General features: G+C 64.8%; 21 protein-coding genes and 1 pseudogene. 14 read left to right on the top strand and 8 right to left on the bottom strand.

What is annotated here, in order from left to right; all coding sequences use genetic code 11:
- Positions 1–85 precede the first annotated feature (85 nt).
- A complete protein-coding gene (locus RQG77_RS04915) occupies positions 86–532 on the top strand; it encodes a MarR family transcriptional regulator (protein ID WP_311243701.1) in 447 nt (148 codons plus the stop codon).
- A 78-nt stretch (positions 533–610) separates the two neighbouring features.
- Here the strand turns inward: RQG77_RS04915 and RQG77_RS04910 are convergent, their stop codons facing one another.
- Entirely contained in the window at positions 611–991 is a 381-nt protein-coding gene (locus RQG77_RS04910) for a VOC family protein (protein ID WP_311243700.1), read from the bottom strand.
- A 697-nt stretch (positions 992–1688) separates the two neighbouring features.
- On the opposite strand from RQG77_RS04910, the gene RQG77_RS04905 reads away from it, so the two are divergent.
- Positions 1689–1835 (top strand): hypothetical protein, encoded by a 147-nt coding sequence (locus tag RQG77_RS04905; RefSeq protein ID WP_311243699.1) that lies wholly within the window; start codon positions 1689–1691, stop codon positions 1833–1835.
- A 133-nt stretch (positions 1836–1968) separates the two neighbouring features.
- Here the strand turns inward: RQG77_RS04905 and RQG77_RS04900 are convergent, their stop codons facing one another.
- The 3 genes from RQG77_RS04900 to RQG77_RS04890 all read right to left on the bottom strand — a co-directional run bounded on the left by RQG77_RS04900 (position 1969) and on the right by RQG77_RS04890 (position 5075).
- Positions 1969–3174, bottom strand: a complete 1206-nt coding sequence (locus RQG77_RS04900) for an amidohydrolase family protein (RefSeq protein ID WP_311243698.1) — start codon at positions 3172–3174, stop codon at positions 1969–1971.
- Positions 3175–3255: 81 nt separating this feature from the next.
- Entirely contained in the window at positions 3256–3756 is a 501-nt protein-coding gene (locus RQG77_RS04895) for a RidA family protein (protein ID WP_311243697.1), read from the bottom strand.
- Positions 3753–5075, bottom strand: coding sequence for an MFS transporter (locus tag RQG77_RS04890; RefSeq protein WP_311243696.1), 1323 nt, complete (start codon positions 5073–5075; stop codon positions 3753–3755). Before RQG77_RS04890 ends, RQG77_RS04895 begins: the two co-directional genes overlap by 4 nt.
- 75 nt (positions 5076–5150) lie before the next feature.
- Between RQG77_RS04890 and RQG77_RS04885 the strand changes: the two genes are divergently transcribed.
- The 4 genes from RQG77_RS04885 (at position 5151) to RQG77_RS04870 (ending at position 10475) form a co-directional block, all read left to right on the top strand.
- Entirely contained in the window at positions 5151–6155 is a 1005-nt protein-coding gene (locus RQG77_RS04885; protein ID WP_311243695.1) for a LysR family transcriptional regulator, read from the top strand.
- 203 nt (positions 6156–6358) lie between these two features.
- Entirely contained in the window at positions 6359–7408 is a 1050-nt protein-coding gene (locus RQG77_RS04880; RefSeq protein ID WP_311243694.1) for a PLP-dependent cysteine synthase family protein, read from the top strand.
- 82 nt (positions 7409–7490) lie between these two features.
- Entirely contained in the window at positions 7491–10043 is a 2553-nt protein-coding gene (locus RQG77_RS04875; protein ID WP_311243693.1) for an excinuclease ABC subunit UvrA, read from the top strand.
- Between the two features lie 63 nt (positions 10044–10106).
- Positions 10107–10475 (top strand): helix-turn-helix domain-containing protein, encoded by a 369-nt coding sequence (locus RQG77_RS04870; protein ID WP_091029980.1) that lies wholly within the window; start codon positions 10107–10109, stop codon positions 10473–10475.
- Here the strand turns inward: RQG77_RS04870 and RQG77_RS04865 are convergent.
- Positions 10462–10968, bottom strand: a complete 507-nt coding sequence (locus RQG77_RS04865; protein WP_311243692.1) for a CGNR zinc finger domain-containing protein — start codon at positions 10966–10968, stop codon at positions 10462–10464. The two genes, RQG77_RS04870 and RQG77_RS04865, sit on opposite strands and share 14 nt — an antisense overlap.
- 46 nt (positions 10969–11014) lie before the next feature.
- Between RQG77_RS04865 and RQG77_RS04860 the strand changes: the two genes are divergently transcribed.
- On the top strand, positions 11015–11944 hold the full coding sequence (locus RQG77_RS04860) for an AEC family transporter (RefSeq protein WP_311243691.1): 930 nt from the start codon (positions 11015–11017) through the stop codon (positions 11942–11944).
- A 37-nt stretch (positions 11945–11981) separates the two neighbouring features.
- On the opposite strand, the gene RQG77_RS04855 is transcribed toward RQG77_RS04860, so the two are convergent.
- Positions 11982–13772 carry a glycoside hydrolase family 3 protein gene (locus RQG77_RS04855; RefSeq protein ID WP_194764940.1) on the bottom strand — a complete coding sequence of 597 codons (1791 nt, stop codon included), beginning with the start codon at positions 13770–13772 and terminating at the stop codon, positions 11982–11984.
- A 9-nt stretch (positions 13773–13781) separates the two neighbouring features.
- Entirely contained in the window at positions 13782–15059 is a 1278-nt protein-coding gene (locus RQG77_RS04850) for an MFS transporter (RefSeq protein WP_091029993.1), read from the bottom strand.
- A gap of 120 nt (positions 15060–15179) precedes the next feature.
- Between RQG77_RS04850 and RQG77_RS19370 the strand changes: the two are divergent.
- From RQG77_RS19370 to RQG77_RS04835, 4 genes and pseudogenes are all read left to right on the top strand, one after another.
- Positions 15180–15368: pseudogene (locus RQG77_RS19370) on the top strand (helix-turn-helix domain-containing protein); the annotation flags it as partial.
- Entirely contained in the window at positions 15369–16406 is a 1038-nt protein-coding gene (locus RQG77_RS04845) for a TetR/AcrR family transcriptional regulator (protein WP_311243690.1), read from the top strand. It begins immediately after the preceding pseudogene.
- A gap of 67 nt (positions 16407–16473) precedes the next feature.
- Positions 16474–16851 carry a BlaI/MecI/CopY family transcriptional regulator gene (locus RQG77_RS04840; protein WP_311243689.1) on the top strand — a complete coding sequence of 126 codons (378 nt, stop codon included), beginning with the start codon at positions 16474–16476 and terminating at the stop codon, positions 16849–16851.
- Positions 16852–16854: 3 nt separating this feature from the next.
- Complete coding sequence (locus RQG77_RS04835; RefSeq protein WP_311243688.1) at positions 16855–17679, top strand: M56 family metallopeptidase; 825 nt, start codon at positions 16855–16857, stop codon at positions 17677–17679.
- A gap of 53 nt (positions 17680–17732) precedes the next feature.
- On the opposite strand, the gene RQG77_RS04830 is transcribed toward RQG77_RS04835, so the two are convergent.
- Entirely contained in the window at positions 17733–17942 is a 210-nt protein-coding gene (locus tag RQG77_RS04830; RefSeq protein ID WP_091030006.1) for a hypothetical protein, read from the bottom strand.
- A 190-nt stretch (positions 17943–18132) separates the two neighbouring features.
- On the opposite strand from RQG77_RS04830, the gene RQG77_RS04825 reads away from it, so the two are divergent.
- The 3 genes from RQG77_RS04825 to RQG77_RS04815 are packed head-to-tail and all read left to right on the top strand — an operon-like array spanning position 18133 to position 22656.
- Positions 18133–18360, top strand: a complete 228-nt coding sequence (locus RQG77_RS04825; protein WP_311243687.1) for a heavy metal-associated domain-containing protein — start codon at positions 18133–18135, stop codon at positions 18358–18360.
- A complete protein-coding gene (locus tag RQG77_RS04820; protein WP_311243686.1) occupies positions 18353–20410 on the top strand; it encodes a cytochrome c oxidase assembly protein in 2058 nt (685 codons plus the stop codon). Before RQG77_RS04825 ends, RQG77_RS04820 begins: the two co-directional genes overlap by 8 nt.
- On the top strand, positions 20407–22656 hold the full coding sequence (locus tag RQG77_RS04815; RefSeq protein WP_311243685.1) for a heavy metal translocating P-type ATPase: 2250 nt from the start codon (positions 20407–20409) through the stop codon (positions 22654–22656). Before RQG77_RS04820 ends, RQG77_RS04815 begins: the two co-directional genes overlap by 4 nt.
- Positions 22657–22662 lie beyond the last annotated feature (6 nt).

The following is a 22662-nucleotide window of genomic DNA, read 5'->3' as shown; positions in this document are numbered from 1 at the left end:
AGTACAATGTTTCTTTTGTAGAAAATTCCATGGAAACAATGCTTGCTCCATGTCGGATCGGATCAACACGGTAATGAGGCGAGGAATGACCGACTTGCAGGTTCTGTACCACGATCTGGTGCGATTCGAGACCGAGTTGTGGGCGGCGCTGGATGCGCGCCTGCGCTCGGATTGCAATCTGCCGCTGACGTGGTTCGAGATCATGAAACTGCTGCGGCATCGCGACGGGCAGCGGGTCCATGACGTGGCAGAGGAGTTCGTGATCACGGTAGGCGGGGCCAGCAAGATCATCGACCGGATAGAGCTCGCGGGATTGTGCCGCCGTGTTCCTAACCCAAGAGATCGTCGGTCGGTGTTGATCGTGTTGACACCTGAGGGGACCGGGAAGGTCGACGCAGCAACCGCGGTATTCGATGATGAACTCGCCCGCCGCTTCGGCGCTGTCCTTGGTCCGGTCGAACTCGACCGGATGGCGGCCGGCCTTCGGCTTCTGCGGTCCGCGCCCCAGGAGAACTCCGCTGGCCGGGCATAAAGCAGCAGTGCGCACGCGAAGCCGCGCGGGCGGAAAGCCTCGCAAACGGCGATGGTTCCCGCCCCCGGGCGATCCCGCTCAGACGGCGGGGGCCGGCATCGAATACACGCCGAAGTGATGACCCTTCGCGTCGTGCAAACGCGCGAAACTCACGCCTGAAGCATCGGTGACGGGCTCCATCGTGACCGCGGCACCGAGCGCCTTGGCCTTCTCCAACGTCGCCGCTATGTCCTCGACGAGGACATAGAAGACGGCGTAGTCGTCGAAACGACCAGCGTGATCGAAGATCCCGCCTACCGGGCCGGGCGCCCCCGGGGTGATCGCGGCGTGGTAGTCAACCCCCGCGAGGTCGGTGTTTAGTTTGAACCGCCACCCGAACAGCTCGCTGTAGAACTGTTTAACTTCCTCGGGCTTCTCACTACCTATCTCGAACCACGACACGGAACCGATTGCGGGCATACTCATGACTTTCTCCCATCTCCCCTGGCGGGAACTTGCTGACCTGTCACGAAGCGCCGCGACAGGTGTTCTAGCCTAGCGGATATAGTTAACACGGAAGATAAATTGAGAGAATGCGCGGGCTGTAGACGGCTGGGAGGTGCGATGGACGGCGAAAACCCCGACGGCCCTGATGTGGCGGCTCCGTCGGCGACCGAGGTGCGCGGAGCGTGAGTGCACAATCTCCGTGGCGTCGATGTCGATGTACCGCCGCAGCAGCTTGTCGCCATTGCCGGGGTCTCGGGGTAGAGGAAGTCATCGCTTACGGTGGGGGTTCTCTACGCTGCGGGCTCCCGGCGGTACATCGAAGCGTTGTCCACCTACACGCGCCGGCCTATGTTCCTTTCGGTGCGCGCGAATATAGACTCGGCGCGGCACATTCCCGCCGCGTTGGCGCTACGGCGGCGGACCAGCGTGCCCGATGTGCGATCGACGTTCGGAACCTCGACGGAGCTGCTGAACATCCTGCGGGTCGTGTACTCGCGGCTTGGCTCACACCTTTGCCCGAAAGGTCATCGCCTGTCTCTGACGACCGACGTCGCCGCGAACCCAGATCTGATCCGACCGGTATGTGGAGCGGAGTTCTAACCGCCAGGGGTGGAGTCGCTCCCGTTCAAACTCGGATGGGGCGTGCCCGACGTGCACAGGAACAGGCACGATGCGCGACATCGGCGAAGCGACTCCGATCCCGTCCCATCACGATCGAATGCTGCCGGATGGCACCTTGCTGGCGGTCATTGCCTCCGTGACGACCGCGCTCGGAATCGCCGGCATTGCGGTCGTGCTGCTGCGAGCCCTCGTCTGAGACTGGGAAGGATGCGGTTGCGTGTCGACGACCATTCTTCGCCAACCGGGATCCCCCTCCGATGAGCACAAGCGAGGCCGCTACAGCACCCCCGAAGGAGGGCTGTAGCGGCCTTTTCATCTCAGCGGTGAGATCAGCGGTACGACTGGACCTCGACTTCGCGGATCGGAGCGGGCGAGTTCCGACTGCGAAGGGCACGAATCTGCCCGTTGATGATCACGCCGGCGATCCCGGTGATGTCACCCCGGTTGAGGGCCTTGATCGGGTGATCTGCCGGGCCGCCGACCGGCTGCTGCACCAGCACCAGGTCGGCAGGACGTCCTTCTTCCAGCACGCCCTCCTCTCGGCGCAGAACGCGGGCGGCGTTGCTGGTGGCGTAGGCGATGACGTCCGTCGCGGGTACGCCACCAATCGACGACAGCTCGGCGATCGTCTTGATGATCGCCAGCGGCATCACGCCGGTGCCTGACGGGGTGTCGGAACCAAGGATGACCCGGTCCAGTGCGCCATGTTCCGCCGCCATGCGCTGAATGTTGAGGCTTGCGGAGAGATTGCCGGCCTGCACGAGCTGCAGCGCAGCATCCGACTCCTTCACCAGGCGCTCGACGTCGGCCTCCGGGAGGCTGGTCGTTCCCCCGTTGATGTGACCGGCGATGTCCGGGCGCATCGCGATCAGGTCGTCGACCGTGATCGGCGCGACGCCGGGAACCGAGGATGCTCCGCCCGAGTGCGACATCACCACGAATCCGGCCTCCTGGGCCCAGCGCACATGCGGAACGGCATCCTTCGGGACGTTGAATCCGCCGAATCCGACCTTCATCAGCCAGATTCCCTGACTTGCGAGCTCGGCGTAGTCCTCCTGCTCCATGTAGGGGCCCGTCATCAGGGACCCGCCGTGGATGCGCACGCCACCGGGACGATTGTTGGTGAACGAGCGGTTCGCTGCGACGGCCACCGCCTTCACTCCATGGCGATCCATCGGCCGCCCGGGGAAGTGCACTTCGCCGGCGGACATCATCGACGTCACCCCTCCGTGCATGTAGCTCTCGATGAAGCCGATCGTGTTCTGCTTCGGGTTGAAGTCGCCGATCGAGAAGTGGGTGTGCGTGTCGAACAGTCCAGGAAGTGCGACCGCGCCCTTCGCATCGATCACGACGTCGGCCTCCGCATCGGCCGAACCACCGATCTCGACGATGCGGTCGCCCTTGATGAGCACCGTCTCGACTTCGCGCAGCGTGTCTCCCAGCCGCCCGGTGACGACCCCACGCAGATTCTTGATGAGGAGCGTTCCCTCTGTCGGTCCGAAGAACTTCTCCGGGTAAGTCTCATCCCACGTCATCTGTATTCCACCTATCTGTATCGGCGCCCGCGATCTTTCGCGAGCAGGGTGTCTCTGTCGTGTGTGTCAGCGCGTCGCGTGTCAGGCCGTATCTGCGCGCAGAAGGGCGATGACCTCGACCTCCACGGGGCTGTCCTTCGGGAGCGAGGCCACCCCGACGGCCGAGCGTGTGTGCACTCCGGCGTCGCCGAACACGGCCTTCAGGAGAGAACTGGCGCCGTCGAGCACCTTCGAGTGGTCGGAGAAGTCAGGGTCGCTGGCCACGAAACCGGTGACCTTGACGATGCGGGCGATACGACCCAGATCGCCGATCTCACCCCGGAGTGCGGCGATCGCGTTCACCGCGCACTGGGCAGCGAGGCCGGCAGCGGCATCGAGGCTGACGAGCCCGCTGCCCTCCCCGACCTTTCCGGTCGCGGAGATGACTCCATCGCGCAGCGGAAGCTGACCCGAGGTGAAGATCAGATCTCCCGCGACGAGTGCTCCGGTGTATGCGCCGAGGGGTGCGGGAGGCGCATCGGGGAGAGCGTATCCCGCGTCGCGGAGACGTTCGATGATCTCCGCGTGCCGGGAGGAGATCATTCGCGAGCCTCCGTCGCAGAGAGCGTCGGAGTGTCACGGGAGGACTCCCGCGCGATCATCACCGAGACAATGGTGATGATCAGCATGCCTGCGACATAGGCGGCGATCGGGATCCAGCTCTCGAAGCGCCCGTAAAGCGCGACCGCGATGATCGGCGCGAGTGCGCCACCGAGGATGCCCGAGAGCTGGAACCCAAGGGAGGCGCCGCTGTAGCGCACGTTTGCAGGGAACAGTTCCGTGGTGAACGCCGCCAGCGGCCCGTACATCGCTGCCCAGCACAGCATCCCGACGAAGTCCGCCAGCAGGATCAGCGCGATGTTCTGGGTCTCGAGGAGCGGGAAGAACGCGAATACCCAGAGCATCGCACCTACTGCGCCGCCGATGTACACGGGCCGCCGGCCGACCCTGTCCGACAACGCGCCGAACAGCGGGATAAAGAGGATCATGGTGGCCGCGCTGACCAGAACGACGAGAGTCGCCGTGGTCTGCTCGATGCCGACCATCTGAGTCAGGTAGGTGACGACGAAGAGAACGAAGATGTAGAACGCCACGTCCGTACCGATGCGCGACCCCGTCGCGATCAGCAGTTCACGACGCTGGGTGCGCAGCACCTCGAGGATGGGGTGCTTAACCCGGTGTCCTTCGGCGGCAAGTTTCTCGAACTCCGGCGACTCGGTGACGTTGAGCCGGATCCAGAGACCGATCGCGATGAGGACTGCGCTGAGAAGGAACGGCACGCGCCATCCCCAGGCCAGGAACGCCTCATCATCGGTCAGCCAGAGCATGAGGGTGAGCGCGCCGTTGGCGAGCAGCAGTCCCAGCGGCACACCGATCTGCGGCCAGCTGGCCGCGAGACCACGGCGCTTCGGGTCACCGTGCTCGAGAGACATCAAGACAGCACCGCCCCACTCGCCACCGAGACCGAAGCCCTGCACGAACCTCAGCACTGTCAGCGTGATCGGGGCCAGGATGCCGACCGTGTCATAGCCCGGGAGCAGACCGATGAGCATTGTCGAGATACCCATGATCATCAGCGTGATCACGAGGATGCGCTTGCGGCCGATCCGGTCACCGTAGTTCCCGAACACGATCGCCCCGATCGGGCGAGCGACGAAACCGACTGCGAAACTCCCGAAGGCGAGAAGCGTGCCGGTGAGCGGATCCAGCGTGGGAAAGAACACCGTATTGAACACGAGGGCTGCGGCGGTGCCGTAGAGGAAGAAGTCGTACCACTCGAGGGCCGTGCCGATGACGCTGCCGCCGATGGCGCGTCTCCGGATGCCGCGGTCGTGCGAGCGGGTCGTTGTCTGTGAAGCCATCTTTCCGTTCTCCTTGGAAAAGCTCGGGCCTGCGTTCGCACAACTGATCGCTGGGCTCCTGATACCGCTCGGGTGATGCGGTTCTCTCATCATCACGAGAGCACGATCAAATGCAAACCATGTTTCACTTGCGCTAGTCAAACATCTGCTTATACTTCAGCCATGCTCGACACCCAGAAGCTCCTCACTTTCGCCGCGGTCGTTCGACTCGGCAGCTTCGCAGCAGCAGCGCGTGAACTCGGGTACACACAGCCAGGCGTGAGCCAGCAGATGAAGGCACTCGAACGCGAACTCAAGACGACCCTCTTCTCGCGCGAGGGCCGCGGACTGAAACTCAGCGAACAGGGTGAGGTACTCGCGTCGCGCGCTGAATCCCTCATCACCGACCTTCGGGCCACGGAGGAGCGAGTCGCTGCGGTCGCTCGCCTCAAGGAGGCCCGCGTCCGCGTGTGCGCATTCCCGAGCGCGAATGCGACGCTGATCCCCTCGGCGATCTCACGGCTGCGGGCACGCCATCTCGGCATCGAGATCGAATTGTTCGAGGCGGAGCCACCTGAATCGCTCGACGGTTTGGAAAGCGGCGAGTACGACGTGGTGGTGGCATTTCGATACGACGATCAGCCCGTCCCGGACATCGGAGACAGCGTCGTGTCGATCGAGCTGATCGACGAGCCGATGGTCTTGATGCTGTGGGATGACCATCCGCTCGCACGCAGGAAACAGATCGAACTCGCCGAACTTCGGGACGAGCGTTGGGTGGCCGGCTGTGTCCGTTGCCGCCATGAGTTCGTCAGCGCCTGCGCCGTCGCCGGATTCGAGCCTCGCATCGACATCACCACCGACGACAATCTCGCTGTTCAGAGCTATGTCGTCGCCGGGCTGGGCCTCGCGATGATGCCGCGGATGACCCAGTCCTTCGTGAAGCACCCCAAGCTGCGCACGCGCCCCCTGCTGCCTGAGCGTCACCGTCACGTGACTGCGACCGTCCTGCGCTCGCAGCGGCAGAAGCCGGCGGTGCTGCGGGTGCTCGAGTCGCTGAGAGAGGCGGCCGAATCCATGGCTCTCGCCGTCCATACATAAGCTCAGCTTTGTGATGTCACATCTTCTCTAGCTTCTCGTTTGTTCTCGCCGCGCTCACACTGTGAATGTGCGCGCAGCGTGAGTGCGTGGCGCGTCGACAGCGAGAAGCGAGAAGCGAGACCATGATGTACAGCGAGTCCCCGATCACTAGTGCGACTGATGCGAGCGATGTCATCCGACCGCGCCGAACAGATCGACGGTGGGTGACTCATGCGCTGGAACTCCTCACCGCCGAAGCCGGGCGCAGCGGATGGACCCCGCTCATCCCTTTCCACGCTCCGGGGCTTCGAGAGATCGACATCTACTTGAAGGATGAATCCCTGCATCCGACCGGCAGCCTCAAGCACCGCCTCGCCCGATCACTTTTCACCCACGGTCTCTGCAACGGCGACATCGGCCCGCAGACCACGATCGTTGAAGCATCGAGCGGTTCCACCGCGGTCAGCGAAGCGTACTTCGCTCAGATCCTGGGGCTGGACTTCATCGCCGTCATCCCGGCCGCCACGAGTCGCGAGAAGATCGCGCTGATCGAGCGACATGGGGGCCAGGTACTCATGGTCGAAGCTTCCGCAGACGTGGTCCGCACCGCCCAGACGGTCACTGTCCAGCGCGGCGGACACTTCATGGATCAGTTCACATTCGCGAGCCAGGCGACTAACTGGCGCGAGGGCAATATCGCCAGTGAGCTCTTCCATCAGATGCGCCGAGAGAAGCACCCTGTGCCGGAGTGGATCGTGGTCGGCGCTGGCACCGGTGGAACGAGCACGTCGATCGCGCGATACGCCCGATTCACCGGCCTCGCTACCCGTATCGCCGTCGTGGATCCGGAGGGCTCAGCCTTCTACGAGGGCTGGCGCCGGAACGACATCTCCTACGTGACCTCGACACCGTCGCGGATCGAAGGCATCGGGCGCACCCGTGTCGAACGATCGTTCGTCCCGAACCTGATCGATGAGGTCCTTCCCGTGCCCGATGCGGCGTCGATCGCCACCATGAGATGGGCATCCCGCATCATCGGGAGACGCGTCGGAGCCTCCACCGGCACGAACATCTGGGGCACTCTCCAACTCGTCCAGCGTCTCGGGACCAGCCGACGCACCGGAAGCATCGTGAGCCTCATCTGCGACACGGGCGACCGATACTCCTCCACCTACTACAACGATGAGTGGCTTGCAGCGCAGAACATCGACATCGCTCCGTTCGAACGCACCCTCGAGGACTTCACCTCCACCGGGGTGCTCCGGGCCGCGTGAGTGCTCGACGGCCACATCGGCTCCGGCGATACAGTTCTCACGGACCCTGTCGAAGGGGAGTCGAATCTGAGGGAGACACCAGATGAGCAGCGCCGGTCATGACGAACCTAGATCCGCATCACCCGATGTCGTGCAGATCCGCGGGGCACGGGTCCACAATCTCAAGAACATCGACGTCGACGTACCGCTGCGCGGTCTGGTCGCGATCGCCGGGGTGTCCGGCTCGGGCAAATCGTCGCTGGCGATGGGGGTGCTCTACGCGGAGGGCTCGCGCCGCTATATCGAAGCGCTCTCTACCTACACCCGGCGACGGATGTCCCAGGCAGCACGCGCGGATGTCGACTCGGTGCGCCACGTTCCCGCCGCGCTTGCCCTCCGCCAGCGACCCGGCATACCGGGAGTTCGATCGACCTTCGGTACGTCTACAGAACTGCTGAATGTGATCCGCGTGATGTTCTCCAGGCTCGGCTCGCATGTGTGCCCGAACGGACATCGGCTGGAGCCGACCATCGATGTCGCCGCGAATCTCGACCTGGTCTGCCCCGAGTGCGGAGCGGTGTTCTACCCACCCGGCGCGGAATCCCTGGCGTTCAACTCGGAAGGTGCCTGCCCGACCTGCGCAGGAACAGGCATCGTACGTGCGGTCGATGACAGTTCTCTCGTGCCCGACACGTCGCTGACGATCAGCTCGGGTGCAGTTGCGCCATGGGGAATGTTCGGCCTCACCGTGATGCCGCAGGTCGTCGCCGAGTTCGGCGTACGTACCGACGTGCCTTACTCAGAGCTCTCCGATGCTGAGCGGGAGATCGTTCTGCACGGTCCAGAAGAGAAGAAGCACATCGCCGTGCGCTCCAAGAACGGCAAGCTGTTCGAGCTGGACTTCACCTACCGCAACGCGCGACTCGCGGTGCAGGAGGCGCTCGACAATGCGGCGAGCGAGAAGGGGCTGGCCAGGGTCAACAGGTTCATCACTTCGCAGACGTGCTCGGCGTGCCAGGGCACGCGCTTGAGCGACGCAGCGAGACTCCCCCGCGTCGCCGACAGGAATCTGGCCGAGGTGACCGCGATGTCTCTCGACGACATCATGCCGTGGCTGCAGACCATCCCCGCGACTCTCCCGCAGGAGATGCAGACGATGACCAAGTCGATCATCGGTCAGTTCACGCAGATGGCGACACGACTGCTCGAACTCGGTCTGGGTTACCTGAGCCTCGATCGCTCCAGCTCGAGCCTCTCGACAGGGGAACGACAGCGAGTGCAACTGGCCAGAGCCGTGCGCAACGAGACCACTGGCGTCCTCTACGTCCTCGACGAGCCGTCCGTCGGACTCCACCCGGCGAATGTCGACGGTCTGATCGGGGTGATGCGCGATCTCCTGTCGAACGGTAACTCGGTGGTACTCGTCGACCACGATGTGCAGGTGCTCCGCGAGGCGGATTGGATGATCGAGATCGGCCCGGGGTCAGGGGCTGCCGGCGGAACTGTTCTCGCCGCAGGCACTGTGTCAGAGCTCGGCACACTGCCTGAGTCGCTGATCGGCGGATTCCTCGCCGATCGTGAGCCGCTGTTAGTGCGCGACCGCGCCGAAGAAGAGAATGTCTTCGCTCGTGGCCGCATGGAATTGCGCACGCGGGAACTGCACACCGTGCGAGCCCTGGAAACTGCGATCCCTCGCGGTCGCTTGACCGCAGTGACAGGGATGTCCGGCTCGGGCAAGACCACTCTGGTGTTGGACAGTCTGGTGCCGGCGCTCCAGTCGCTCGTCGGCGACACGAGCCGCCCGGCACATGTCCTCGACCTCATCGCACCGGGCATCGCGCACGTGCACGTCGTGGATGCCGCGCCGATCGGCACGAACGTGCGCTCCACCATCGCCACGTACAGCGGAGCTCTGGACGATCTTCGCAAGGCCTATGCAGCGTCACCCGATGCTCAGTCGCGCGGACTGAAGGCCGCCGACTTCTCCTACAACACCGGGTCTCTGCGCTGTCCACGATGCGAGGGCACTGGCCAAGTCGTCCTGGATGTGCAGTTCCTTCCTGACGTGGACATTCCCTGCCCCGACTGCGCCGGCAGCAGGTACGGCGCCGAGGGCCATGCGATCCGGCGAACCCCATCCGATGCTCCCCCGATCTCGCTTCCCGCACTGCTCGAGCTCTCGGTTGCGCAGGCACTGCCCTACGTGACGGACCTTCCCAAGGTGCGGAAGAAGTTGCAGACCCTCCTCGACCTCGGACTCGGATATCTCACGCTCGGCGAAGACACCCCCGCGCTGTCCGGCGGAGAGGCGCAGCGGCTGAAACTCTCCACAGAACTCGGACGCGATCAGTCCGGTTCGCTCTTCGTGCTGGACGAGCCCAGTGTCGGCCTGCATCCGCTGGACACGCGCGTGCTCCTGAGCGTGCTTGATCGGCTACTCGAACGCGGAGCAACGGTGATCGTGATCGAACATGACCTCGACGTGATCGCGAATGCCGACCACGTCATCGACATGGGTCCGGGCGGCGGCGTCGCCGGGGGACGCATCGTGGCCACCGGAACTCCCGAACGGATCGCCGCTGCCGCGGACAGCATGACCGGTCGCTATCTCGCCGCAGCGTTTGCGCGTCACACCGCCGGCACCTCTCAGGCATAGAGGCCACTGCTGCACGGAAAGCATCAAGTACAGATCACGCACTGAAGGCCGTATCCTGAGGCCATGAGATTCGATCATTGCTCACTGCAGGAGTGCGGCGTCGCGCGGTTCCTCAGTCTGCTCGACGGCCCCTGGGCGACACTCATCGTGCGCGAGCTTCTCAAGAAGCCGCATCGGTTCAACGAGCTCCTCTCTGCTCTGCCGGGAATCAGTGCGCACACGCTCTCGAGCCGACTGCGCAAGTTCGAAGCGCACGAGCTGGTGACCCGCACCGCCTACGCCGAGATCCCTCCCCGCGTCGTCTATGAGCTGACGCCGGTGGGGATGCAGCTGCGCCCGGTGCTCGACGCCATGAACGCCTGGGCAATGACCGTCCCACCCCACCTCTTCGGCCTCGAGGAGGAGTCTGTGTCCCCGGTCACCGTCGACTGACCGGGGCCCGGTGACGGCGAACGGCGTCGTAGTTGCCGCACTTCGCCGAACAGTACGAGCGCCGCCCATTGCGACTGGTGTCCACGTACACGACAGGGCAGCGATCCCGCTGGCAGGCGCCCAGCCGAGCCCCGTCCGACTCGACGATGAAGAGCGCGAGTCCGCCCGCGGTGACAGCACGCACCCGTGCGACGACATCCTGGGCATCAGGGGCGAAGTGCAGGTGCGGACGGAGTCCGTCGTGCGTCGTGAGATACGGACGAGATGCGCCGGCCGCGAGAAGGCGATTGATGGCGCCGCAGCGCTCGTCGACGGTGACTGCGAGGAACACCGAGACGATCTGATCCGCCCATTCCCGCAGTTGCTCGCCGCCCCGTTCGTTCAGCTCTGCTCGCCGGATCTCGTGGGCGTCCAGGACTGCGGTCGCGGCGCCGACGTCCCAGCCCCGCCGCACGAGGGTCACGAGATCCGCGGCGAGCAGTGGGCCGGTCATATTGTCATGGTTGAACTGCATTGACACATTGCATCACAGTGAGGGGATGGACGTCATCACCGCGGGGATCGCCCCGATCATCCTGCTCCTCGGGGGCGGCCTGATTCTTCGGCGACGCGTGCTGACAGACGTCGGATTCTGGTCGGGACTGTCGTGGGTGAGCTATTGGGTCTTCACTCCCGCGCTCTTCCTCACGTCGATCGGCGGCGCAGATCTCACGGCCGTGGCCGCGGGTCCACTTGCGCTCAGCGTCGGCATTCCCACACTGGTGGTGGCCGCACTGTCGTTCGGCGCGGCGCTCCTCACCCGGGCGGATGGCCCCCAGCTCACATCCCTGATCCAGGGATCCATCCGCATCAACACGTACGTCGGGCTGGTCTTCGCATCCGCGCTGCAGGGGCGAGAGGGAGTGGCGACGTTCGCACTCGCCAGCGCCGTCGTCGTGCCGCTGGTGAACGTGATCTGCGTCACGACGCTCTCGCTCTTCGGCCAGCACGACACCGAGCGACGGAGTTTCGCGCTGTGGAGAGACCTCGCATCGAATCCCCTCATCCTCTCCTGCCTGGCCGGAGTGGCGCTCAACCTGGGCGGCGTCGCGATGCCTTCGCTCCTGCAGACGACGATCGAGATGATCGCGGCCCCCGCCCTCGTCGTCGGCACCATGGTCGCCGGTGCCGCACTGCGATTCACTTTCCACCTGCGAGACCTGATCGATGTCGGCACCGCTGCTGTCCTCAAGCTGGTCGTGCTGCCGCTCGCGGCATTGTCCATCGCGCTGGCGTTCGGAATCACCGGTGCGACTCTCACGAGCATCATTCTCATCACAGCGGTTCCGACTGCACCCAGCGCCACCGTCCTCGCATCGCGCATGGGCGGTGACACTCGGCTCATGGCGGCGATCACCGGCGTCCAGACCGTGCTCGCCATCGTGACGATCCCGCTCCTGCTTCTTCTCGCTGGCACCCTGTCCGCGTGATCTGATCACGCGGACGGGGTCGTCGTGCGGGGCGGGGTCAGCGCGCCCCGTAGCTCAGCCCATGCCCGTAGCGCAGCAGCGGATCGGCAGTGTCGAACGGCACATCGGAGCGCGAAGCCTCCACTGCCGCCATGCTGGACGGAAGATCGAAGGGGAGACGCCCACGTGGCTCGTCGCGACCGAACAGCACGTCGAGCACCGCCCGCGGGTGAGCCCCGTAGTTGGCGACGACAGCATCCGCCGATTCCAGGATCGGGGTGAGGATCGCCGGACGATCGAGGAAGACATCGACGACCGTGGTTGTCGATGCGCTCAGCTTCGCGATGTGCGACACGGTCTCGTCATCCATCTCGAGCGAACCTGCGTGGAAGTAGTTCTCGAAGGCCGTGGACCGCTTCTCATACGGTGCATGGATACGCACGATGGCGAGGTCCGCCTCGAGCGGATCGGCGACGAGAGTGCCGTACTCCGCAGCGATGTCCTCGGGAATGCCCTCGACGTACAAGCGCCGTCGCTCTGCGGCGGGCAAAGTGGAGCGCCCGCCCTCGGAACGGTTCGTGAGCAGCGTCAACGACGCACGCTGAGCCGCGAGGCCCGCGGCGATGAATGCTGGCGCACCGACCACACGAGAGGCTTCCACCGGATCGACGTACGGGTCGTCAAAGAGACCGAGCACGAATTTCTCGGCGAGGAGCCTGCGCGCCGAGACATCGAGCCGAGCTTCCGAGATTTCCCCCGCCTCCACCAACTCGACCAACATCGCGGGACATGCTTCTCCGCCGAACTGATCCACGCCCGCATCGACGGCCTTGCGCATCCGCTGCCGCGGAGTGAGGTCTTCCACGCCCCAGGCCCGCGCGGGGAAGGGCTCGCCTTCCACCGTGGCGTCGTTGATCAAGCCCCAGTCCGTGCAGACGATTCCGTCGAAGCCCAGCTGTTCGCGAAGAAGTTCCGTGATGATCGAGCGGTTGAACCCGAAGCCCACTTCTTCGTACTCCGTGCCGACCGGCATGCCGTAGTACGGCATCATCTGCGACGCGCCTGCGGCGATCGCCGCACGGAACGGCTCCAAGTGCAGATCGAACCGACCGCCGGGATACACCTGCTCGCGTCCGTAGGCGAAGTGCGGGTCCTCGCCATCCTTCTGCGGCCCGCCACCCGGGAAGTGCTTGGCCATCGTCGCGACCGAGTCCCGTCCGAGCGCCTCGCCCTGGAAGCCCTGGATGTACGCGACACCGAGCCGACTCGTCAGTTCGACGTCCTCACCGAAAGTGTCGAGCTGGCGCGCCCAGCGCGGCTCGGTGGCGAGATCGATCTGCGGGTGCAGAGCAACACGGATGCCGACGGCGAGATATTCCTGGCGAGCGATGTCAGCGAACTGCCGAACGACGCCCTCGTCTCGGATCGCGGCGAGCCCCAGGGCTTCCGGCCACACGGAGAACGCCCCGGCGAGAAGTCCGGCGAGCGGATTGTCGCTGTAGGAGTTCCGAGGGTCGGTCGACACTGTCACCGGAATCCCGAGCCGCGTGGTGAGCGCCAGGTCTTGGATGTGATTGTTCCAGCGCGCCATCGCCTCCGGCGACCCTCCGGTGAGGAGGTTGAAGTGACTCATGTGCCGATGTGACACATACTCCGCGTTCGATGGGAGGTCGAACTCTTCATCACCATCGGAGAGAGCACCGTCCTCCCCCATCGAGATCATGGCGTGGAAGAACAGGCCGGCCTTCTCCTCCAGCGTCATCTGCGAGAGGAGGATCTCCACCCGCTCCTCGACCGGAAGACTGCTGTCGCGGAAGCGTACGTCGATGCTCAGATTGTCTGAATCCATGAGTGCGCCTTACTTCGTGCCCTTGACTCGGAAGATGAGAACTGCGCCCGCCAAAGCGGCAGCCGCGCCGACCAGGTAGAACAACGAGTAGCCGCCGATCGCGGTCGCCGCGCCCAGCGCGATGACTCCCGGCGCGATGGCCGGAGCGATGGACTGCGGCAGCGCATTGGCGATGTTGATGACGCCGAGGTCCTTGGCCGTGTCTTCGACATCGGGGAGCACCTGCGTCGCCAGGGCGAGCGAGACCGAGAGGAAGGACCCGATGCCGAGTCCGATCAGTCCCTGACCGACGATCACCATCTCGACGGTCGGCGCGAAGGCGAGAACGACGAGCCCGGCCACCATGATGATGCCGGCGGCGAGGACGAACGGCTTCCGGCGCCCGAGCTTGTCGGAGAGGTACCCCGCGAGCGGCCCGGAGATCGCCTGCGCGCCGACTGCCGCGAGGTTGCAGATCAGGACGGCCGTGATGGCCTCCGCTTCCGTCAGGAGGAACTTGTCGGTCAGATAGAGCGGCAGATACGTGGCGATACCGGCGTAACCGAACATCACCAGGAATGTCGTGAGCCAGGTCCAGCCGAAGTCGGGGTTCTTGCGAGGGTTGAAGACGAAGGATCCGGCGAAGTCCTTCCAGCCGTAGCTCGTCGACGGCGGCGTGAGACGCACCCCATCCTTCAGCAGCATCGCGAACAGCACCGTCAACACCAGACCGATGAGCGCGGGTACCGCGAATCGCGAGAGATCCGAGTCGAGGAAGTTGACCGCGAACGTTCCGCCCAGGATACCGAGCGACGTGGTGATCCCGATGATTCCTGACGCGAGGCCGCGCTTCCAGACCGGCATGCGATCCGCGATGGTGGCGTTCAACGCGGCCAGCGTGCCATTGAGGGCGGCCTGCGCGACGCACCATCCCACGAGGACCATCCAGACCTCGCTCGCCAGACCGATCGTCACGAGAGCCGCGAATCCGACCACGGCACCGAGTATCAGCCAGGGGCGTCGCATACCGAAGCGCGACATGGTGCGGTCAGACAGACGCCCGACGAGCGGGTTGAAGATGATCGCGAAGAGCGTGCCGACGCCCATGACGAGGCTGAGCGCGGCGACCGACTCGCCGCGGTTCGCGGTGATGTGCTCGAGCTTGAAGGCCAATGAGACGAACACCGGCGTGAGCAGCGCCAGGTAGACGCCGAAGTTGGCAAGACCCAGCGTCGGCAAGTAGGCCGGAGAAACGGGGCCGGCCGGCACGGTCCGGGTGAGGGGTGTGGTGGTGGAGGGTTCAGTCATCGTCGACTCCTTGGTCGCGCCCGAAGGGGGTGGGCTCGGGCAAGAGTAGCGTAAAATCGAACAGATCGTAAGTCAATATCGAACTATTTGTAGATTAAGTACGCGTGCGATCATGAGACGGTGAGATCTTCCGAGCACGCTTCGTCCCGCGCCGCATCGACCGCGCTGACGCGACGGCGGATTCTTGCCTCGGCCAGAGCGTTGATCGGCTCACGAGGCGGCGCACAGGTCTCACTCGAGGACGTCGCAGCCGCATCGGAGATCACACGCCCTGGCCTCCTCGGCCACTTCCGCTCGACGGATGCACTGATGACAGCAGTGGAAGCCGAGTTCTGCGTCGAGACCGGGCGGCAAATGCCCCTCGGTCCCGATTCGTGGGCGAACCTGATGGAGATTCCCGACTACTGCTCGATGTCTGTGCAGTTCTTGAGCCTCGCATTGACATCCGAATCTCCGCCACCTTCCAGCGCCTGCCACCATCGGCAACTCCTCGAATCGGCCGAGAGCATGGTCATCGGCGACTCCAGTTCGACCGTACTGACCCCCCAGGGGCTGGTCGCCACGTGGGAGGGCTTGCTCGTGTTGCAGGCTTACTTCCCGTCGCTCGATCCCGCGCGAATCATCCAGGCGTGCCTCGATCCGGCGCACGCCCGGCCATCAGCGCCCTCCTCCCGCACTTCCCCTGTATCTCCGGCATCGCTGATACCCGCCGAGTTCGGTTATGCGCGTGGCCGCTCACGTCGGCGGCAGATCATCGAAGACGCCACCGTGCTCTTCGCCCGCAACGGATACCACGGGACCACCATCCGGCAGCTCGCATCCGAGGTGGGCATCTCCACGTCCACACTTCTCCACCACTTCGGACACAAGGCGGGTCTGCTCGCCGAGGTGCTTCGCCACAGAGACGAGCAGCTCGTTCATCGGCGAGGGCAGCGCGACATGGATGCGCGCACGGAACTCGCGGAGCTCGGCAATGAGGCCCGCCGAGATCTGGAGGTGGAGCGAGGGCTTGTGAACATGTACGCCGTCCTCTCCACCGAGGCCATTCACCCCGACCATCCGGCGCACGCCTACTTCACCGATCGCTTCTCCCGCACGATCGACTACTTCGAGGGCCTCATCGCAAGCAGCGACTCCGGGTCTCCGGATCCACGGCTCGACGCCGTGTGGCTCGTCGCACTGTGGGACGGACTGCAGTATCAACTGATCCTGAGTCCTGACGACATGGATCTCCCCGCACAGCTGGATCATCACATCCAGACATCCCTGGGAATCACTCCGGCGACGAGAAGCTCGATCCTTGACGAACCGTACACCCCGGACCAGCGCACATCCTCCACGGTGTAATACAGTAGCTACCAGGTTTGTAGAGTAATCCGTTTCGGACCTCATACCACAGTCGGAAGGAGGAGCCATGGCCGGAGAGAGAACTCGAGAGCGAGGCGAGCTCGAGGGCGAGGTCATGCGGCTGCTCTGGAAGCACGTGGATCCCATGAGCGCACGCGACCTGCAGGACCTCTTCACGGGACCGGTGCCCGCGTACACGACCCTTCTCACAGCGCTCACCCGCTTGGAGAAGAAGGGCCAGGTCATCCGCTCGGGAGACTCTCCCCGCAAGGTGCGCTTTCAGGCCTCGCGCTCGGGAGAGGATTTCACGAGCGATTCGATGCTCTCCGCCTTGGATCGCGCGGGAGACCGCCACGCGGCACTGCTCGCCTTCGCCGGAACGCTTGACGACGACGACGTCGCGCTGCTGAAATCCGCCTTCGGTCGGAAGTCGTCGAAGCGCTAGCAGATGCTCTTCTGGGTTGTGCTGGCCTGCGGCATCGCATCGATCACGGTCGCACTCCTCGCACCCCTTCTGCTCACCGTGGGACGCTGGCAACTTCTGCACCCGCGTACAGCTCTCTCAGTGTGGTTCGGGGCTTTCTTCATAGGCATCGGACTGGCCCTCGCGGGACTGATCATCGGCGTTGCAGGTGCCGTCGCCGCCTCGCACACCCCAATCGGTTCAGAGACGCTGCTGATGACGATCCTCGGCTGGGCGGGCTTGGGAGCCTTCGGCGCGATCGCCGCTTTTGTCGCTGTGTCCGCCGAGCCGGTGCTCTCCTCCGAGACAGGGGCACTGCATTCACTGGCACCGATCGCCATCAGCCGCGAACAGCGACGCGGGTTCACTCTGGTCCGGTTCGAATCGGATCAGCCGATCGCCTTCGCCGCACCGGGCAGACCGCCCGAGATCCTGCTTTCGACGCGAATGGAGTCACTGCTCCCCTCCGCTCAGTTGCAAGCCGTCCTCGCTCACGAGTACGCGCACCTGAGGCAACACCATGCGTGGGCCACCCGAATCGCTCGCATCAACGCTCTCTGTCTCCCCAGAACGCACTCCGCGCGCGCGCTGCGAAGGGCAACCACACTTCTCGTCGAATTGGCGGCGGATGACCAGGCGGCACGTCTCGCCGGCCCCGCGCATCTGGCGAACGCGCTTTCGACGCTCGCGGCAGCATCGAACGACGCCGGTCTGGAGCTTCGCGCCGAGAGACTCGTGGACAAAAGGTGGCCCGGCGCCGTCAAGCGTCGCCGGCCTCCTGCGGCCTTCGCTCGCGATTCCTCGATTTGAGGTGGTGGCTCTCGGGACCGGTCCGGCTCGCGCCACCTCCGCTACGAAGTTACTCAGGCCCGAGGCTTCCATCCGCATACGCGGAGCACCCATGACCACGCCGAGCGCACCCTGCGTCGGATGCGATAGATGAGAAATCTCGCCTCGCCCCACTCCTCAGCGAGAGTGGACGGGTGGTCATCCTGATCCCGCGGGGGCGCGGTGAGTCCGATGACAAGAATCAGCACCAAGAGCGCCACCACATGCATGATGGCCGAGGTCATGCTCACTGCTCCGACTCCGCTCTCTGACTCACCTCTCCACTTCCGTCTCTCCGGGAACTGCGATACGGACCTCATCGAGATCCGAAGCAGGTAGTGTTAACGCTACATCCGGTAGTTATCTTCGCCTTCGCGGCGCGGTGTTAAAACTACACGATGTAGACTTGTTCCCAGCAAAACGAGTGGAGTGATAATGTCGCAGTTCACATTTGAGGTCACCGGAATGACGTGCGAGCACTGCGAGCATGCGGTGGGATCAGAGCTGTCCCGACTTCCCGGCGTCCAGAATGTCGTCGCTGATGCGGCAACGGGACGCGTGAGCGTCACCCACGATCTCCCGGTGGACCGGAGCTCCTGGGAAGCCGCGGTGGGTGAGGCCGGGTACAAAGTGGGTTCGTGGCCTGTAAGCCACGATGCGTGAAGAGCATGCGCCGAACGCACCCCGCGATCCCGCTCTGCTGCGCCCATCCCGTCATCTCCTGATCGCGGGCGGCCTGGCCACTGCCTTCCTCGGCGTCGGTCTCCCCGTCGGCATCACTGTCGCACTCGGGGACGCACCCTACAAGAAGCTCTTCCAGTCTTTCCCCGGCCTTGACGTCGGCGTGGTGACCACCGCTCTTTTGGTGGCGGCCGACACCGGGATTCTGCTCAGCATGGGCATCCTCACTCACCTGCTCTTCCTCCGTGCCACGCCTGCGAAGCGCGCGATACGTCTTGAGCACGGCTTCGAGGTCCGCACTCTCCGAGTAACCGCGTCGGTCTGGGCGGCGAGCGCCGCAGGGCTAGCCGTGTTTGAGGCTTTCGACACCAGCGGCGTGCCACTCTCCCGGATCCTCGAACCGGGAACGATCGCGTTCCTGTTCGAGGCGAGCTACCCGCCCGCCGCCTGGACGATCAGCTGTGCGGGAGCTCTCGTGGTGCTGTTCGCATCGTTCTTCGTCGACCGCTGGACAGGGATGCTGATCCCTCTGTGGGGATCGTTCCTCGCCACGCTGGCTCCCGTCGTGTCGGGCCAGATCCTCGTCGGCCCCGATCACGACTTCGGCGGCGATGCCGCCGTGTTCCAATCGCTCGCGATCAATCTGCTCTTCGGCGTCGTCGCGGTCTACTGGCTGCGGGTGTGCTCCGGTCGATTCATCGACCCCGAGTCCCTTCGGCGACTCTTCCTCCTGGCGGCGGTCCTACTACCGGTCATCGCCGCCTCGGACGTCGTCATCACATTCTTCAAGCTCGCCGGAACGCCCCTTCTCGGATCGTTGACCGGCTGGCTGATCGTGGGGCGATGGGCGGCCCTCCTCATCGTCGCGCTCCCCCTGATCGCGCTTCGCTCGCTCTGGCGTCGCGCACGCGTTCGCGCGGCGCACATCGTCTACTGCCTCTCGGTCGCATCCTTCGGGGTGATCGCATGGATCGGCGCCACAGCCGCGATGACCCGGCAGCCCCCGCCGCAGTACTTCGTGCCCACGAGCATCTCGCAGACGTTCATGGGTTTCGAGGTCGCTGATCCACCGAGCATCGAGGTGCTGTTCGGCCATTGGCGACCGAACGTGCTGTTCCTCACGATCGCGACGGCAGCCGTCGTCGTCTACCTCCTGGCAGTGCGCGCGCTTCACCGGCGCGGCGACCAATGGCCCCCCGGCAGAACCGTCGCCTGGCTGCTGGGCTGGGCGATCATCATCTTCGCCACCAGCTCAGGATTCGGCAAGTACTCCGCACCGGACTTCGGTATCCACATGATCGTCCATATGAGCCTCAATATGCTGGCACCCGGCATGCTCGTGCTGGGCGGGATCGTCACGCTGCTGCTGCGCGCCACGCGCTCAGTGCCCGGATCACCCGTGGGGCCGCACGACTGGATCACCTGGGTGCTGCACTGGCGGGTCCTCCAATTCCTCTACAACCCCCTGATCGTGTTCGTGGTGTTCATCGGCTCCTACTACGGGCTGTACCTCACGGGGATCTTCGGCGAGTACATGCGCTTCCACTGGGCGCATCAGCTGATGAATCTCCACTTTCTGATCGTCGGCTACCTGTACTACAGCCTCATCATCGGGGTCGATCGCCCACCCCGCCCGCTCCCCCACGTGGGAAAGCTGGGGTATGCGCTGGCCGCAATGCCCTTCCACGCGTTCTTCGGCATCATCCTGATGACGAGCACGACATTGATCGCCGAGAACTTCTACCTCTATCTCAAGCTCCCCTGGGCCGACCTCCCCGCACAGCAGTACCTCGCGGGCGGCGTCGCATGGGCCGGAGGAGAGATCCCGCTCCTTATCGTCATCATCGTGCTTCTGATCCAATGGGGTCGCCAGGATTCGAAGGAAGCACGACGCAAGGACCGGCACCTCGACACGGGGAGGGATGTGGAGTTCGACGCCTACAACGAAATGCTGCGTCAGCTCTCGGCCCGTTCCGCAGCGAGCGAAGAACTACGCCCGGGCCCGCAGCCCGAGAAGGAGCCACAGCGATGAACACTCAGACCGTGCAGCAGCTCGACCCCCCGCTCGAGCTCGACGTCTCAGGCATGACCTGCGCGGCGTGCGCCGGCCGTGTCGAACGCGCTCTGAACAAGCTCGACGGCGTCACGGCAACCGTCAACTACGCGACGGAGCGTGCCGTGTTGACCGGCATCTCGACCGAGGAGTCGGCACGCGCGATCGCGCAGATCGAGAGCGCGGGCTATGGCGCCCATCTGCGTGACGGATCGGATGATGCCTGGTCGCAGCGTGCCACCGAGTTCCGGATCTCCTCGCTCCGGAGACGGCTGGCCGTGGCCGCACTCCTGACCGTGCCGCTGATGGACATCACCTTGGTCCTGGCCCTCGTTCCCGGATGGCGATTCCCTGGCTGGGAGTGGGTCTGCGTGCTGCTCGCGCTGCCGATCGTCACCTGGGCCGCGTGGCCGTTCCACCGGGCCACCTTCCGCAACCTCCGCCACGGCATGGTGAGCATGGACACGCTGGTGTCGCTCGGCATCGCGGCGTCGTTCGGCTGGGCTGTGGCGACGCTGCTGTTCGGCGTGGGTGCCGGGTCGGAGGGCTATTGGCTCGGCTTCGGCTCGACCCCCGAGGGCGCCGACTCGATCTACCTCGATGTGGCCGCGGGCATGACCACCTTCCAGCTCGCAGGCAGATACTTCGAGACACGCTCCCGCCGGAAGGCCGGAGACGTGCTCGGCGCACTGAGCGCACTCGCTGCCACGCATGTGCGAGTGCTGCGCGACGGGGTCGAGACGGTGGAGCCGGCCGGCCAGCTGCGCTCCGGTGACGTGTTCGTGCTCCTGCCGGGCGAGACCGTGCCCGCGGATGGCATCGTCCTGAGCGGCAGCGCAGCCGTCGACGCGAGCATGATGACCGGCGAGCCGATGCCGATCTCGCTCACGAGCGGAGACACTGTCACGGGCGGCACCATCAGCACCGATGGCCGGCTCGAAGTGCAGGCGACGTCAGTCGGCGCCCACACCCAGCTCGCCCAGATGGCCGCACTTACCGAGCAGGCGCAGGCACGCAAGGCCGATGTGCAGAAGCTGGTCGACCGCGTGGTGACCTGGTTCGTTCCCGTGGTGATCGGACTCGCCCTGATCGTCGGCATCGCCTGGGCCGTGAGCGGAGCTCCCGACGACAAGGCAATCGGCGTCGGAATCAGCGTGCTCATCATCGCCTGCCCCTGTGCGCTCGGACTCGCTACCCCCACCGCGCTCATGGTCGGCATCGGGCGAGCTGCGACGCTCGGCATCCTGATCAAGGGGCATGATGCGCTGGAGGCATCCGGTGCCGTGACCACCGTCGTTCTCGACAAGACCGGCACGCTGACAACGGGCACGATGACGGTGCAGGATTCCGCTGTGTTTGATGTGGCCCCGCGCGACATGTGGATTCTTGCAGCATCCGCCGAACGCGGCTCGGAGCATGCGATCGCACGCGCCATCGAGCGTGCGGCCGCACCGTTCTCGACCGATCTGCGCCCGCTCGGCGAGTTCACGGCGAAACCAGGACTCGGCGCCGTGGCCACGATCGACGGCATCCGCGTAGTCATCGGCAATGTCTCCCTAATTGAAAGCGAGTCGGTGCGTATCCCTGCCGAGGCTCGCGCGGCCGTCGAGCGTTTCGAGAACGACGGCCACACGACCGTGATCGTCGCCGCCGACGATGTCGTCATCGGCGTGCTCGCGCTGTCGGATTCCCTCAAGCCGCGTGCAGCCGAGGCCGTCAAGGCCCTCCGCGAGCAGGGGCTGGAGATCCTGCTGCTCACCGGCGACTCTCCGGCGGCCGCGGCGCGCATCGCCGCCGAGCTCGGTGTGGATGGGGTCCATGCCGGGGTCCTTCCCGCACAGAAGGCAGATGTGATCAGGGACCTTCAGACGTCGGGCAAGCGGGTTGCGATGATTGGCGACGGAGTCAATGACGCCGTCGCACTGGCCACTGCCGACCTCGGCCTCGCGATCGTCACCGGCACGGACATCGCCCTCAAGGCGGCCGACATCATCCTGGTCCGTGATGACCTGCTCGTGATTCCCGATGCGATCGCGATCTCCCGCAAGACGCTTCGCACCATCAAGATGAACCTCGTCTGGGCGTTCGGTTACAACGTCGCCGCGATCCCCATCGCCGCCGCAGGCCTGCTCAATCCCCTGATCGCCGCAGCCGCGATGTCGTTGTCCTCGGTGTTCGTGGTCTACAACAGCCTCCGTATCCAAAAGGTGCGCGGCTCGCGCTGAACCCTC

Source organism: Microbacterium sp. WCS2018Hpa-23 (assembly GCF_031843845.1).
Classification (GTDB): domain Bacteria; phylum Actinomycetota; class Actinomycetes; order Actinomycetales; family Microbacteriaceae; genus Microbacterium.
The sequence above is the reverse complement of the archived record's forward strand: the minus strand, read 5'-3'. Positions and strand labels throughout refer to the sequence as shown.

Coding starts and splice junctions, on each gene's coding strand:
- RQG77_RS04915 (WP_311243701.1), top strand. CDS start 86: ATGACCGACTTGCAGGTTCTGTACCACGATCTGGTGCGATTCGAGACC.
- RQG77_RS04910 (WP_311243700.1), bottom strand. CDS start 991: ATGCCCGCAATCGGTTCCGTGTCGTGGTTCGAGATAGGTAGTGAGAAG.
- RQG77_RS04905 (WP_311243699.1), top strand. CDS start 1,689: ATGCGCGACATCGGCGAAGCGACTCCGATCCCGTCCCATCACGATCGA.
- RQG77_RS04900 (WP_311243698.1), bottom strand. CDS start 3,174: ATGACGTGGGATGAGACTTACCCGGAGAAGTTCTTCGGACCGACAGAG.
- RQG77_RS04895 (WP_311243697.1), bottom strand. CDS start 3,756: ATGATCTCCTCCCGGCACGCGGAGATCATCGAACGTCTCCGCGACGCG.
- RQG77_RS04890 (WP_311243696.1), bottom strand. CDS start 5,075: ATGGCTTCACAGACAACGACCCGCTCGCACGACCGCGGCATCCGGAGA.
- RQG77_RS04885 (WP_311243695.1), top strand. CDS start 5,151: ATGCGGTTCTCTCATCATCACGAGAGCACGATCAAATGCAAACCATGT.
- RQG77_RS04875 (WP_311243693.1), top strand. CDS start 7,491: ATGAGCAGCGCCGGTCATGACGAACCTAGATCCGCATCACCCGATGTC.
- RQG77_RS04870 (WP_091029980.1), top strand. CDS start 10,107: ATGAGATTCGATCATTGCTCACTGCAGGAGTGCGGCGTCGCGCGGTTC.
- RQG77_RS04865 (WP_311243692.1), bottom strand. CDS start 10,968: ATGACCGGCCCACTGCTCGCCGCGGATCTCGTGACCCTCGTGCGGCGG.
- RQG77_RS04860 (WP_311243691.1), top strand. CDS start 11,015: ATGGACGTCATCACCGCGGGGATCGCCCCGATCATCCTGCTCCTCGGG.
- RQG77_RS04855 (WP_194764940.1), bottom strand. CDS start 13,772: ATGGATTCAGACAATCTGAGCATCGACGTACGCTTCCGCGACAGCAGT.
- RQG77_RS04850 (WP_091029993.1), bottom strand. CDS start 15,059: ATGACTGAACCCTCCACCACCACACCCCTCACCCGGACCGTGCCGGCC.
- RQG77_RS04845 (WP_311243690.1), top strand. CDS start 15,369: ATGACAGCAGTGGAAGCCGAGTTCTGCGTCGAGACCGGGCGGCAAATG.
- RQG77_RS04840 (WP_311243689.1), top strand. CDS start 16,474: ATGGCCGGAGAGAGAACTCGAGAGCGAGGCGAGCTCGAGGGCGAGGTC.
- RQG77_RS04835 (WP_311243688.1), top strand. CDS start 16,855: ATGCTCTTCTGGGTTGTGCTGGCCTGCGGCATCGCATCGATCACGGTC.
- RQG77_RS04830 (WP_091030006.1), bottom strand. CDS start 17,942: ATGACCTCGGCCATCATGCATGTGGTGGCGCTCTTGGTGCTGATTCTT.
- RQG77_RS04825 (WP_311243687.1), top strand. CDS start 18,133: ATGTCGCAGTTCACATTTGAGGTCACCGGAATGACGTGCGAGCACTGC.
- RQG77_RS04820 (WP_311243686.1), top strand. CDS start 18,353: ATGCGTGAAGAGCATGCGCCGAACGCACCCCGCGATCCCGCTCTGCTG.
- RQG77_RS04815 (WP_311243685.1), top strand. CDS start 20,407: ATGAACACTCAGACCGTGCAGCAGCTCGACCCCCCGCTCGAGCTCGAC.